Origin of the sequence: Sphingomonas sp. FUKUSWIS1, assembly GCF_000733135.1 — a bacterium.
GTDB classification, from domain to species: Bacteria; Pseudomonadota; Alphaproteobacteria; order Sphingomonadales; family Sphingomonadaceae; genus Sphingomonas; species Sphingomonas aerolata.
In genome coordinates this window covers 30,493-43,900 of sequence record NZ_JPJC01000120.1, presented here as the reverse complement: position 1 = coordinate 43,900, position 13,408 = coordinate 30,493, and the positions used below count along the sequence as shown (strand labels likewise).

Annotated in this window: 13 protein-coding genes; 3 read left to right on the top strand and 10 right to left on the bottom strand. The window is 66.9% G+C overall.

Features of this window, described 5'->3' with window-relative positions; all coding sequences use genetic code 11:
- Window positions 1–42: 42 nt before the first annotated feature.
- The 7 genes from sphsw_RS08510 to sphsw_RS08480 all read right to left on the bottom strand — a co-directional run bounded on the left by sphsw_RS08510 (window position 43) and on the right by sphsw_RS08480 (window position 8,849).
- Window positions 43–729 carry a response regulator transcription factor gene (locus sphsw_RS08510; RefSeq protein WP_031440230.1) on the bottom strand — a complete coding sequence of 229 codons (687 nt, stop codon included), beginning with the start codon at window positions 727–729 and terminating at the stop codon, window positions 43–45.
- A complete protein-coding gene (locus sphsw_RS08505; protein WP_031440229.1) occupies window positions 730–3,405 on the bottom strand; it encodes a sensor histidine kinase in 2,676 nt (891 codons plus the stop codon). It abuts the gene before it with no gap.
- Complete coding sequence (gene kdpC / locus sphsw_RS08500) at window positions 3,405–3,995, bottom strand: potassium-transporting ATPase subunit KdpC (RefSeq protein WP_031440228.1); 591 nt, start codon at window positions 3,993–3,995, stop codon at window positions 3,405–3,407. The genes sphsw_RS08505 and kdpC overlap by 1 nt, the downstream gene beginning before the upstream one ends.
- A gap of 12 nt (window positions 3,996–4,007) precedes the next feature.
- Window positions 4,008–6,044 (bottom strand): potassium-transporting ATPase subunit KdpB, encoded by a 2,037-nt coding sequence (kdpB, locus tag sphsw_RS08495; RefSeq protein WP_031440227.1) that lies wholly within the window; start codon window positions 6,042–6,044, stop codon window positions 4,008–4,010.
- Between the two features lie 12 nt (window positions 6,045–6,056).
- Complete coding sequence (gene kdpA, locus sphsw_RS08490) at window positions 6,057–7,760, bottom strand: potassium-transporting ATPase subunit KdpA (protein ID WP_031440226.1); 1,704 nt, start codon at window positions 7,758–7,760, stop codon at window positions 6,057–6,059.
- Window positions 7,761–7,774: 14 nt separating this feature from the next.
- On the bottom strand, window positions 7,775–7,864 hold the full coding sequence (kdpF, locus tag sphsw_RS08485; protein WP_037531783.1) for a K(+)-transporting ATPase subunit F: 90 nt from the start codon (window positions 7,862–7,864) through the stop codon (window positions 7,775–7,777).
- A 106-nt stretch (window positions 7,865–7,970) separates the two neighbouring features.
- A complete protein-coding gene (locus tag sphsw_RS08480) occupies window positions 7,971–8,849 on the bottom strand; it encodes a TorF family putative porin (RefSeq protein WP_031440225.1) in 879 nt (292 codons plus the stop codon).
- A gap of 297 nt (window positions 8,850–9,146) precedes the next feature.
- On the opposite strand from sphsw_RS08480, the gene sphsw_RS08475 reads away from it, so the two are divergent.
- A complete protein-coding gene (locus sphsw_RS08475) occupies window positions 9,147–9,626 on the top strand; it encodes an SRPBCC domain-containing protein (RefSeq protein ID WP_031440224.1) in 480 nt (159 codons plus the stop codon).
- Window positions 9,627–10,016: 390 nt separating this feature from the next.
- Here the strand turns inward: sphsw_RS08475 and sphsw_RS08470 are convergent, their stop codons facing one another.
- The 3 genes from sphsw_RS08470 to sphsw_RS08460 are packed head-to-tail and all read right to left on the bottom strand — an operon-like array spanning window position 10,017 to window position 11,016.
- The gene (locus sphsw_RS08470; RefSeq protein ID WP_031440223.1) at window positions 10,017–10,493 is read right to left on the bottom strand and encodes a hypothetical protein; all 477 of its coding nucleotides are present in this window, start codon (window positions 10,491–10,493) and stop codon (window positions 10,017–10,019) included.
- 32 nt (window positions 10,494–10,525) lie between these two features.
- The gene (locus sphsw_RS08465) at window positions 10,526–10,780 is read right to left on the bottom strand and encodes a helix-turn-helix domain-containing protein (RefSeq protein WP_042466876.1); all 255 of its coding nucleotides are present in this window, start codon (window positions 10,778–10,780) and stop codon (window positions 10,526–10,528) included.
- On the bottom strand, window positions 10,780–11,016 hold the full coding sequence (locus tag sphsw_RS08460; RefSeq protein WP_031440221.1) for a hypothetical protein: 237 nt from the start codon (window positions 11,014–11,016) through the stop codon (window positions 10,780–10,782). The genes sphsw_RS08465 and sphsw_RS08460 overlap by 1 nt, the downstream gene beginning before the upstream one ends.
- 212 nt (window positions 11,017–11,228) lie before the next feature.
- Between sphsw_RS08460 and sphsw_RS08455 the strand changes: the two genes are divergently transcribed.
- A complete protein-coding gene (locus sphsw_RS08455) occupies window positions 11,229–12,359 on the top strand; it encodes an FIST signal transduction protein (RefSeq protein WP_052149301.1) in 1,131 nt (376 codons plus the stop codon).
- Window positions 12,356–13,408: sensor domain-containing diguanylate cyclase (locus tag sphsw_RS18330; RefSeq protein WP_160172620.1), on the top strand; the 1,053-nt coding region annotated here is incomplete at its 3' end. The genes sphsw_RS08455 and sphsw_RS18330, both read left to right, overlap by 4 nt.

The following is a 13,408-nucleotide window of genomic DNA, read 5'->3' as shown; positions in this document are numbered from 1 at the left end:
CCCGTCGATGCTATGTCAATCGAGATATCCGCAAGGACCTCGCTACGCATCGGCACGCAAGCGGTAGCCGACGCCCAGTTCGTTGGCGATCACGCTGCCGACTGGTCCCGGGTGCTCCAGCTTCTGCCGCAGGTTGCGGATGACGATGCGGAGGTATTCGACGCGCGGGTCTTCCTCGCCGCCCCAGGCCGCCGCGAGCACGCGCTGATGCGTCACGACGCGGCCGATGTGCCGGGCGAGCACCGCGAGCACGTCATGCTCCTTGCGAGTGAGATGCAGTTCCTCGTCGCCGCGGAACACGACCCGACGATCGAGATCGATGCTGACGTCACCGGTGCGCACGATCTTAGGCGTGGTTTCAGACAGTCCATGATGACGCAGCGCCACGCGCAGGCGGGCGAGCAGTTCCTCGCTGTCGAACGGCTTGGTGATGAAATCATCCGCCCCCAGGTCGAGTGCCGTGACCTTCTCGTCGACCGCATCGCGTGCCGACACCACCAGGATCACGGCATCGCCGTGCGTCCGCAGCAGCGGGATGAGGCTCAACCCGTCGCGGTCGGGCAGACCGAGGTCGAGCAGGACCGCGCTCGGATGCTCGACCGCCGCCTGCTGCAGCGCCTGCCGCCCGTCCTCGGCCTCGACCACGGCATAGCCCGCGCGGGTGAGCGTGTTGCGCAGCAGGCGGCGGATCGCGGCTTCGTCGTCCACCACGAGAATCTTTGCGGGCATTCAGGCGATGCTTTCGGGTTTGAGGTCGCGGACGATGAGCGCGCGGGGGAAGATCAGTGCGAAGGCGGCTCCGCTACCATCGTTGCGGTTCCCGGCCTCGACCATCATGTCCATCGCCTCCGCGAACGCCTTGACGATCGCGAGGCCGAGCCCCGTTCCACCCACCGCGCGATCGGACCCTTCGAGGCGGCGGAACGTCTCGAACACTTCGGTTTCCTTGCCCGGCGGCAGGCCGGGTCCGTGATCCATGACCGCCAGACGAAGCTCGCCGAACCGGTGCCGCCCCTCGATCACGATCTCGGTCCCGGGATCGCCGTAGCGCCCCGCATTGTCGAGCAGGTTGAGCAGGCAATGATGGAGCAGCTGCGGGTCGGTGTAGACCAGTGGAAGATCGGGCGGGACGTCGAGCCGAACCGCATGGCCCTCCAGCGCGCGCCGCGCATCGTGCGCCGCGCCGGTGACCGCATCGCTGAGGTCGGTCGGTTCGATGTTAAGCTTCAATGCGCCCGCCTCGACCCGGGCCATGTCGAGCAGATTGGCGACGAAACGATTGAGCCGCGCGGCCTCGGCCTTGATCGTCGCGATCAGGTCGGGCGTCGCGCCATGCTCGAGCTGGTCCGCCGCGGCAATGACCGCGGTAAGCGGCGTGCGCAGGTCATGGCTCACCGACGACAGCAGCGCCGCGCGCAGGCGGTCGCGCGTCCGCACGGTCTCGACATCGCGCATCTCGACCTCGAGCCGCAACCGCTCGAGCACCAAGGCGGACTGGTCGAGCAGGCTGCTGAGCAGCGGCAGCTGGTCGGCGCGGACCGGGTCGGCCGCGCTATCCTTCGCCACGCCCAGCACGCCCAGCACGCGGCCGCCGGCCTTCAGCGGCTGAAACAGCCACTCCGATGCCGCAAGCGTGCCCGATCCTTTCCCGGCCGCCATCCCCGTGTCCAGCGCCCAGGTCGCCGCGGCGGTATCCATCGTGCCGAGATGATAGCCGGCATCGCTGGCCGCGAGGATCTCCAGGCTCTTGCCGATCCCGGGCACCAGCAGGACGACCTGTACGTCGAGCAGCCCGCGGACGTCGTCGCAGATCATCTGCGCCGCGACGTCGATGTCGTTGACGCTCGTGATCTGGCGCAGAAAACCGGCAAGCGTCGCGTTGGTCCGCGCACTCGCCGCGGCCAGATCCGCCTGCGCCCGGACACGTGAGGTCAGCTGGCTCGTCGCGACCGCGATGGCGAGCAGGACGACGACAGAGACCAGATTTTCGGGATTGCTGATGCTCAGCGTACCGACCGGCGGCAGGAAGAAGAAGTTGTAGGCAAGGCTGGAGGCGATCCCCGCGTAAAGACCGGTCCGCAGGCCATAGAGGCTGGCGGCGGCCATGACCGGCAACAGGTACAACAGCGCGACGTTGCCGAGATCGAGGATGTGGAACAGGGCACTGGCGACGCCGGTGACGCTCGCGACGAGTGCGGTCGTAACTATATAGCCGGCGGGCGTACCCCACCGCGCCGGCCGGCGCCGGCCGCGTTCCCGGCCGCGCGGGTCTGCAGCCACGGGCAGCACATGGACGGTGACCCCCGGGGTATCGCGGATCACGCGGTCGACGACCGAACCGTGCAGGAACTCGAACCACCGCGACCGGTGCGACTTTCCCATGACCAGCTGCGTCGCGCGGGCATCGGCGAGAAAGCCCTGAATACCCGCCACCACATCGGTCGCAGGCACCGTCGCGACGGCTGCACCGAGCTGCGTCGCCAGCGTCATCGCCGCGGCAACGCGTTGATGTTCGGCGTCGGAGAAATTCGCGACGCGCGGGGTTTCGATGAAGAGCGCGGTCCAGGGGCCACGCAGACCGTCGGCCACGCGCTTGGCGGCGCGCACGAGCGTGTCGGCACCGGGCAGTTCGTTGATCGCGACGACGATCCGGTCGCTGCCCGCCCAGGTGCCGCCGAGCCCGAGTGCACGAACGTCGTCGAGCATCCGCGCGTCGACCGCCTGTGCCGCGCGCCGCAGCGCCAGTTCGCGCAAAGCGGACAGGTTCGATTTGGAGAAGAAGTGCGACAGCGCCCGCGTCGCCTCGTGCGGCAGATACACCTTGCCCGCGCGCAGTCGCTCGATCAGCTCGTCGGGCGGGATGTCGACGACCTCGATCTCGGCCATTTCCAGCACGCTGTCGGGTACCGTCTCGCGGACCCGGACGCGGGTGAAGCTGGCGACGATGTCGTTCAGGCTCTCGACGTGCTGGATGTTGACGGTCGAATAGACGTCGATCCCGGCGACCAGCAGTTCCTCTACGTCCTGATAGCGTTTGGGGTGGCGACTGCCCGGCGCGTTGCTATGTGCGAGCTCGTCGACGAGGACGAGACGCGGCGCCCGCGCGAGGATCGCATCGAGATCCATTTCCTCCAGCGTGCGGCCCTCATAGGCGATCGCCCGCCTCGCGATGATCTCGTGGCCGCGGGTCAGCGCCTGGGTTTCCGCCCGGCCGTGCGTCTCGACCACGCCGACGACGACGTCGACGCCGTCGCGGCGCCGCGCCGCGCCCTCGGACAGCATCTCGAACGTCTTGCCGACTCCGGGCGCGGCGCCGAGGAACACCTTGAAACGCCCCCTGCCCTCCTGCGCAGCAGCGCGCAGGAGGGCGTCGGGGTCAGGTCTGCCGTCACCCGAGACCGGCATCAGCGCGCGGGCGCGCCCGAGGCCGACAGGCCGTCGAGCGCGCGGTTGAGCGCCAGCACGTTGACGTGCGGCTCCCCGAGGATGGACGCATCCGTTGCATCCGTGACCAAAGCGCGAACCCGCTCGACCGACACGCCGCGAACACGCGCGATGCGTGGCGCCTGCGTCAGCGCGGCGGCGGGCGACAGGTCGGGGTCGAGGCCCGAACCACTGGCGGTGACCAGATCGGCAGGCACCGGACCAGCCACACCCTCGGCACGGCGTTTCGCGACGTCGGGCGTCACGCGATCGACCAGCGCCTGGCTCGCCGGTCCGAGATTCGACCCCGACGACGCCAGACCGTCATAGCCCTTGCCGGCCGCCGATGGCCGCGTCTGGAAGTAGCGATCGGTCGTGAACGCCTGCCCCACCACGGTCGAGCCAATGACGGTCCCGCGCGCATCGCGCACCAGGCTGCCGTTCGCCTGAGAGGGGAAGATCGCCTGGCCGATCCCGGTCATGGCGAGCGGGTAGACGAGCCCGAGAAGGACCGCGAACAGGATCGTCATGACGATCGCCGGCCGCAGCGCGGAGGTGAAATCCTTGCCCATGTCTGTCTTTCCTTATGCGAGACCGAGGCCACCGACCACAAGGTCGATGAGCTTGATGCCGATGAACGGTGCGACGAGGCCACCCAGACCGTACACCGCGAGGTTGCGTGCGAGCAGCGGTCCGGCTGCCATCGGCCTGTAGGCGACGCCGCGTAGTGCCAGCGGGACGAGGCACGGGATGATGACCGCGTTGAAGATGATCGCCGACAGGATCGCGCTTTCGGGGCTCCCCAACCGCATAACGTTGAGCACGCCGAGCCCCGGATAGAGCACGACGAACATCGCCGGGATGATCGCGAAATATTTCGCGACGTCGTTGGCGACCGAGAAGGTCGTCAGCGCCCCGCGCGTCATCAGCAGCTGCTTGCCGAGGCCGACGACCTCGATCAGCTTGGTCGGATCGCTGTCGAGATCGACCATGTTGCCCGCCTCGCGCGCCGCCTGCGTGCCGGTGTTCATCGCGACCCCGACATCGGCCTGCGCCAAGGCAGGCGCATCGTTGGTGCCGTCACCGCACATCGCGACGAGCCGGCCGCCGGTCTGTTCCTTGCGGATCAGCTCCAGCTTGTCCTCGGGCGTCGCCTGGGCGAGGAAATCGTCCACCCCGGCCTCGGCCGCGATCGCCGCGGCGGTCAGCGGGTTGTCGCCGGTGATCATAACCGTGCGGATGCCCATCGCACGCAGCTCGCCGAACCGCTCGCGGATGCCGGCCTTGACCACGTCCTTGAGGAAGATCGCGCCGAGCAGGCGCCCGTCCTGCGCCACCGCCAGCGGTGTCCCGCCCGCGCGGGCGATCTCGTCGGTGATCCGGCGCAGTTCGGTCGCCGCGGCGGTTTCGCCCGATCCGGCATTGGCGCGCAGGATCGAGTCCACCGCCCCCTTCTGGATCAAGGTGTCGGCCATCTTCACGCCCGAAATGCGGGTCTGCGCGGTGAACGGGATGATCTCGGCCCCGGTAGGGAGCGCGGTGATCGCGACGTTGAATGTTTGCCGCGCGAGCAGCACGATCGAGCGGCCTTCCGGCGTCTCGTCGGCAAGGCTGGCGATCAACGCGGCTTCGGCCAATTGCTGGGCGCTGGTGCCGGAGACCGCGCGGAACTCGCTCGCCTGCCGGTCGCCGATCGTGATCGTCCCGGTCTTGTCGAGCAGCAGCACGTCGATGTCGCCCGCGGCCTCCACGGCGCGCCCCGACTTGGCGAGCACGTTGAAGCGCACCAGCCGGTCCATGCCCGCGATCCCGATCGCCGACAGCAACGCCGCGATTGTCGTCGGGATCAGCGTGATCAGCAGCGCCGCCAGCATCGCCACCGGTATCGACCCGCCGGCATAGGACGCAAAGCCCGGGACGGTGCCGACCGCGATGAGAAAGATGACCGTCAGCCCGACGAGCAGCAGCGTCAGTGCGATCTCGTTCGGCGTCTTCTGCCGCTCGGCACCCTCGACCAGCGCGATCATCCGGTCGAGGAAACCCTTGCCGGGTTCGACCGTCACCTTGACGCGGATCTCGTCCGAAATGACGCGCGTGCCCGCGGTCACCGCCGAGCGGTCGCCGCCCGCCTCGCGGATCACCGGCGCGCTCTCGCCGGTGATCGCCGCCTCGTTGACCGAGGCGACACCCGAAACGACATCGCCGTCCGACGGGATGAGGTCGTTGGTCTCGACCAGCACGATATCACCGACCTTGAGCTGGCTGGCGGGCACCGCGTCGAACTCGCGCCCGTCGCCTTTCAGCCGCTTTGCGGTCAGTTCGGCCTTGGTCGCGCGCAACGACGCCGCCTGCGCCTTGCCGCGCCCCTCGGCGAGCGCTTCGGCAAAGGTGCCGAACACCACGGTCAGCCACAGCCAGATGACGAGCTGGAGCTTGAAGCCGAGCGACAGATTGTCCTGCCCGACCACGAGCAGCACGGTCATCAACGCGGCGACCACGCCGGTGACGAACATCACCGGGTTGCGGATCAACTCTTTCGGATTGAGCTTGAGGAACGAGGCCTTGATCGCGGGCACGATGAGGTCGGCCGTGAACAGGCTTTTGGTCTGGGTCTTTGCCATGGTGGCCCCCGATCAGGACAGTTTGCCGCTGATCATCGCGAGATGATCGGCGATGGGACCGAGCGCGAGGCCCGGCAGGAAGGTGAGACCACCCAGGATCAGGATGATGCCGACCAGCAGCCCCACCCACAGCCCGCCCGTCGTCGGGAACGAGCCCGCGCTTTCGGGCGTGTACTTCTTCGCGGCCAGACTCCCCGCGATGGCGAGCATCGGCACGATGATGAAGAACCGCCCCATCCACATCGCGACGCCCAGCAGCCCGTTGTAATAGGGCGTGTTGGCGGTCAGGCCCGCAAAGGCGGAGCCGTTGTTGGCGACTGCGCTGGTGAAGGCGTAGAGGATCTCCGAGAAGCCATGCGGCCCCTTGTTGAGCGGCCCCGCCAGCCCTTGTTGCAGTACCGACGACAGCGCGGTCAGCCCGAGGATCATCAGCGGCAACACCGCGATCGCCAGCACCGCCAGCTTCACCTCGCGGCTTTCGATCTTCTTGCCGACATATTCGGGTGTGCGCCCGACCATCAGCCCAGCGACGAACACCGCGAGGATCGCGAACAGCAGGAAGCCGTAAATCCCTGCGCCGACGCCGCCGATCACGACCTCGCCGAGCTGCATGTTGAACAGCGGGATCATCCCGCCGAGCGCGGTGAAGCTGTCGTGCATGCTGTTGACCGCGCCGCACGACGCCGCGGTGGTGACGACCGAGAACAAGGCGGATGCGGCGATCCCGAAGCGGACTTCCTTGCCCTCCATGTTGCCGCCCGCGACGCCGAGATGGTGCAGCACCGGGTTGCCCGCGGCTTCCTGCCAATAGGTGACGGTGACGCCTGCGAGGAACAGGATCAGCATCGCCGACAGGATCGCCCAGCCCTGGCGCGTGTTGCCGACCGCCTTGCCGAACGTCCAGGTCAGCCCGAAGCCGATCAGGAAGATCGACAGCATCTGGACGAGGTTGGTCAGCGCGGTCGGGTTCTCGAACGGATGCGCGGAGTTCGCGTTGAAGAAACCGCCACCATTGGTGCCGAGCATCTTGATCGCCTCCTGGCTCGCGACCGGGCCGAGCAGCAGCGACTGTTTCGCGCCTTCCAGCGTCTGCACGTCGACCACGCCCGCCATCGTCTGCGGCACGCCGCTAGCGATCAGGAACAGCGCGTAGACGATCGAGATCGGCAGCAGGATATAGAGCGTGACCCGCGTCATATCCGCCCAGAAATTGCCGATCGCCTTGGACTCGCGCCGCGCGAAGCCGCGGAGCAGCGCGAACGCCAGCGCGATCCCGGTCGCCGCGCTCAGGAAATTGTGGATCGTCAGCCCCAGCATCTGGCTGAGGTTCGACATCGTCGATTCCCCGCCATAGCTCTGCCAGTTGGTGTTGGTGGTGAAGCTGATCGCGGTGTTGAACGCGAGGTTCGGGCTGAGCCCGGCCAGCCCCTGCGGGTTCCCCGGCAGCACGCCCTGCAAGCGCAGCACCGCATAGGTAAACGCCATCAACGCAACGTTGAACAGGAGCATATGCAGCGCATAGCGCCGCCAGCCCTGCTCGGCGTCGGGATCGATCCCGGCCAGTTTGTAGAAACCGCGCTCGACCGGGCCGAGCACGATGTGGAGCGGTGTCCGCCGTCCCTCGTACAGCGTGAAAAGCCACACGCCGACCGGTTTGGTCAGCGCGAGCAGGATGGCGACGAAGCCGAGGATCAGGATCCAGCCCTGGAATGTCATGGTGTCCGCCTCCTTCAGAAGCGTTCGGGGCGGATCAGGACCGCCACCAGGTAGACGAGAAGGCCAAGCGCGGTCAGCGCCGCGAGCCAGAGGTCGAGCGTCATGCGTGCGTCCTCACGCGTTGTCGCAGAGCCGGGCATAAGCGAGCGTCGCCGCCACCAGCCCGACCATGACGAGGATCCAGATCAGGTCGTCCATCACCATCTCTCCTCAAAAGGCCGCGGTGAGCGACGCGACGATGGTGCCGCCGGCGATATTGCCGCTGCCGTCCTGTCCCTTGCTGAAACTGGGGCGCAGATAGATCGCCTCGGCGCCCGAAATGTCGGTGTCGATGTACGACACGTTGAAGGTGAGGTTGTGCCAGGTCGCATCCGCGCCGAGCGACCAGTCCCAATATTCGCCGGTCGGCGCGACCGCGGTCGCGTTGGGGCCTAGCCCGTCCTGCCCCCAGCTATGCCCGACATGCGCCTTGGCGGTGATCGGCGTACCGGCCAGCGCAAGCGCGCCGTCGCCCCACAGGTACAGATTGTCGTCCTTGTCGCCCGGACTCGTATATAGGCCCGCCGCGGCATCGGCGCCGGTCGCATACCATTTGCCGATCGCCTGCTGTTTGGGCGCATAGGCGACGCCCGCGGTCAGCGTTGCGGGGCCGGCGGTGCCGCTGAGCTTGGCATAGGGCTCGGCAAAGTCGGTGTTGTCCGCGCCACCCGGATACATGTACCAGGTCAGCCCGGCGTCGAGCGTCGCATTGTCGGCCAGCTTCACCTTGTAGCCCCCGATCAGATCGAGCTCCATATTGGCGCCGCCGAACGTCCCCCAGCCGGCAAGGTTCGATCCCCAGACGCCGGCATAGAGTCCGCTCTCATGCGACACCGTGATGCCGCCCTGGACGGCCATTTCCCGGTCGGACTGCGACACGCCGCGAAACCGATAGTCGGAGGCGATCGCCGCCGAACCGCTGACCGTCAGCGTTGCCGGCGGGGCCGTATCCGCAGCCGCCTCGGCCTTGTCGCCGGGTGTCGATTGCGCCTGCGCGGTGACGGGAAGAGCGAGGATCGCGACGACCATGGCCGCATGACGGAACTTCATTGATGCACCCCTTGAACGGCGCTCGTCACACGACGATGCCTTCAGAGATGTGCGATTAGGCGCATCGATCGTAGCAATTCGAGATCGATTCCGGGAAATGGCATATAGCGCGCATATAGCTGGCGCATTTTTTACGCTGTGGGCCGATATGCCCGGTGATAAACCGGCGCCAAATTGGCGATGGCGCGCGCGGCCTCGCCGCGGGGGCGATGTGGATCGAGGCACACCGGCAGCTTTGCGAGGCCCGCTTTGCCGTATTGGAGAATGTGATCCGTGACCTGAAGCAGGAGGAAAACGATGAACGGCCAGGGTAGCAATGCGGTCGAGCGCTGCGGCGATCGCGAACTCGTCGTAACGCGGATATTCGATGCGCCGCGCAGCACGGTCTATGAGGCGTGGAGCCAGGCCGATCTCTTCCAGCGATGGTGGGTACCGAAGTCCGTCGCCGGCATTTCGCTGGTCGCTTGCGACCTCGACGTCCGCACCGGCGGCACATACCGGCTGGGGTTCAGCGCCGGCGGCTCCGATATCATGACCTTCTACGGCCGGTATATCGAGGTGGTACCGAACGACCGCATCGTCTGGACCAATGACGAAGGCGAAGAGGGCGCGATCACGACGGTGACCTTCGAGGACCGCGATGCACTGACGCTGCTGACGTTTCGCGAATTCTATCCGTCCCGGGAGGCGCTCGACGAGGCACTGCAGGGCTCGGCGGCAGGATTGCCGGAGCAGCTCGAACAACTCGGCGCATTACTCGCCGGCCAGGATCGATAGCGCGGGTCGGGAACCGCTGCTCTGGGAGTATATGCTCGCTGGAGTCGTGGAGCGTTTGCCAGACCCGCCCAGCTGTCCGCTACGGCATGGATCCCGTGTCTTGGCCAAAGACGAGAAAAGCGCCCCGCATGTCCGTGTGAAAGATCATGGCGGGGCGCTGAGGGTACTCGTCACTGGAGGCGAGAGCCTCGAGTGCTTGATTAGGATCAACTAGTTGATAATGTGTGAAGCATCCCGCCCGCTCCGTGTGACACCGTCGATGTCGCGGGCGGGATGCCGAGCTCTTACCGTCTTGGAGCAGTAAGCTCTGCGACGAGCGTCTCAAATATGGCCGCGGCGGACAAGCCTCATGTCGTCCGCGAATCCCGGATCGAGACAGACAGCGCCCCGTCACGCGCCCTGCCCTCCTTTTCCAACGGCAGCATCGCGATCGGGCGAGCGTCCAACGGCCTTTATCGGGTCGCCGCCGTCGTCTTGTGGCGCTTCTGCCATCACCGGGCACAGGCAAGCGGCGGGCGGCCGTTCATAGGTCGGCAGGCCGCGCGCCTTGCGCAGGCCGATCAGCATATCGACGCTGAGCGGCATTCCGACCTGCCGGCAGATCGCGCTAAGATAGGTCCGGGCATAGGTCGCCCGCGTGTCCGGCGTCCGCGTGATCGCATTGGGTGCCGCGGTGACCACCCGCCAGAACTGGTCGAACGGCGACCGGTCGCCCTCACCCCAGAAATGCAGCAAGGCCAACGCCAGCCGCAGCCCCGGATTTGGCCTCACCGGGTGCGGACAGCAATCGTCGATCGTCTGGTCGAGCACGCACAGCGCGGTGTAGATCAGCCGCGCACGCGTGGGCGGTTTTGCAGGATCGGACATTGGTCACGCACGGCGCCCGATGCAGCGCCGCGTCATGTGCGCGGGACCCAGATGTCGCGAATCCCGAGCCCGAACTCCCCCGCGCCGAGATACGTGCAGAGCTGCTGGTGATTGTCGCAGGTCAGGGCCGCCGGACGCCCCTCGTTGATGAAGCGCGCCAAATAGCCGGGCGACTGGTCGATCATGCGCGACAGGGCGGAAAGGCTCTCTCCGCGTTCGTCGGCCAGCTGGCGCAACGCCTGGCGCGGATCTGCCGGCACCAGCGCCAGGCGAAGTCTCGCGCCCATTACTGCACCATCCAGTCCAGTTCGGCATCGTCGATCGCCGCGAACGCATCGCCATCCGCCGACATCTCGCGCAGGCGCTTGCGTACGGCTTCCGGGTCGCCGTCCTTCGGAAACTGACGATCGGCGCGTGCTGCATCCGCGACCGGATCGATCCAGTCGCCGCGATCGCGCTGTTTCAGCAGCCACCTGCCGAATGTCTCACGCGTCGTTTCAACCCCGTCATCGTCCCTGCCCATCACCTGATCCTCCTGCCGACTCGATGACGGCACTTCTATCCTGTTCCCGTTTCGTTCTCAATGGGCTTAGGCCGTTCATGTGCGAGCCGTCCGCTTCGGCGGGGGAGGAATCGACGCGCTGACTAAGGGGTTTCCCTTAGGTCGCCGGCAACAGGCCGGAAACCAGTCCACCGGCACAAGCAGCGTTCACTGCCATTTCCGGGACGGCGCTCATGTGGTCGAAGCAAATCAACGCGAACAGCGAATCGGCGATGTTCCCAGCGGCCCCCGATCTGGTGATCGTGTTCGGCCCGACCGACCGCCTTGCCGATCGCACGCTCATCGACCGTCTCGCGCACCGCTACGACACCGCGATGATCGTCGGCTGCAGTTCGGGGACGATGGTCGAAGGTGATCGGCTCGACGACGACGGGGTCGTCATCCTCGGCATGGGATTCGACCGGACCGAGCTGCGCCTCGCGGTCCAGCCGCTGCCATCGTCCGACCTGTCGTTTTCGGCCGGTGCCGCGCTTGGCAAGGACCTCTCAGCCGACGGGCTGTCGGGGATATTCGTCCTGTCGAACGGCCTGAACGTCAATGGCAGCGCCCTCGTCGCCGGTCTGCGCACGGTGATCGGCGATCGCGTCGCGCTGAGCGGCGGGCTGGCAGGCGATGGCGCGCGGTTTGCGGACACGCGGATCCTGGCACGCGGCGAACACCACGCAGACGTCGTCGCCGCCATCGGCTTCTACGGCGACCATGTCCGGTTCGCGCATGGCAGCGCGGGCGGCTGGCAGCCGTTCGGCCCCGTACGCACGATCAACGATGCGGCGGGATCGACACTGCGCGGACTCGACCATGAGCCGGCTCTCGCGCTGTACGAGCGCTATCTCGGTGAGGAGGCGGTGGATCTGCCTGCATCGGGGCTGCTCTATCCGCTCGAGATCTGGGATCCCGCCCACCCCGATGTTCGCGTCGTGCGCACATTGCTCGCCATCGACCGTGACGCCGGGACGCTGACCTTTGCCGGCGACATGCCGCAGGGGTGGAAGGCACGGCTGATGCGCGGGATGTTCGACGAGCTGATCAACGGCGCGTCGACCGCGGTGCACCATGCGCTCGACCAGACGACCGCGTGGGGGACTTTACCCTCAGCGTGCCTCGCGATCAGCTGTGTCGGGCGGAGGCTGCTGATGGGCCAGCGCACCGAAGAGGAAATCGCCGCGGTCGCCACCGCGCTCGGCCCGGACATCGCGCTGGCGGGCTTCTATTCCTATGGCGAGATCGCGCCGCAAAATCAGACCGCGGTGCCGTGCCTCCACAATCAGACGATGACGATCACGCTGATCGGGGAATGTGCGTGAAGCCCCCGCCCCCGATCACTACCGAGCCGCCGGTGCTCCACCGGATCGCGGCACGCCAGGCGGAACGCGCGCGACGGCCCGACGGCGGGATCGACACGGATCGCCTGCTCGCGCTGGTGTCGGCGACCTATGCCGAAACCGATGTCGACCGGCGGCGATCGGATCGCGCGAACCGCCTGATGGCGCAGGAGCTGGAGGTCGCGCTGGCGGAAAGCGCGCTTCAGAACCTGCGGTTCAAGGCCGCGCTCGACAACATGAACCAGGGGCTCGCTCTGTTCGATGCGTCCCGGCGGCTGGTGCTGACCAATCAGCGGTTCCTCGACATATACGGGCTCGATCATGCCGTCCCGGGCCTGACGCTCGACCAGCTGCTCAGCAACAGTCCCTGTCTGTCGGTCAGTACGGCCGACGAGCATCGTCGACTGGTCGAGGAATATGACGGCGCGGCCTCCGCCTATGGCGCGAGGATCGAACAGCGCTGGCCGGATGGACGGACCATTACGATCGAGCGCACCCGGCTGGTCGATGGCGGTTTTCTCGACACCGTTGCCGACGTCACCGAAGCGCGCAACGCGTCCGCGCGCCTCGCGCATCTGGCGCGGCACGATGCCCTGACCGATCTTCCCAACCGAACCATGCTGCGCGAACGGCTCGACGAGATGATGCGCAACGCCCGCAGCGGCGATCGTTGCGCGATGCTGTGTCTCGACCTCGACCGGTTCAAGCTCGTCAACGACACGCTCGGCCACCCGGTCGGCGACGCGCTGCTCGTCGCGGTGGCATCGCGACTGGTCACGCTGGTCCGGCATCATGACGTCGTGACCCGGCTGGGTGGCGACGAATTCTCGGTCCTCGTCCAGCATGTCACGTCGGACCATGCGATCGAGCAACTGTGCCGCCGCATCATCGAGGCACTGACGCAACCCTTCGAGATTGGCGGTCACCATATCCAGATCGGCGCGAGCATCGGCGTCGCCATGGTCGAGGTCGACGCGCTCGACCCCAACGTGATGCTCCGCAATGCCGATCTCGCGCTGTACAGCGCCAAG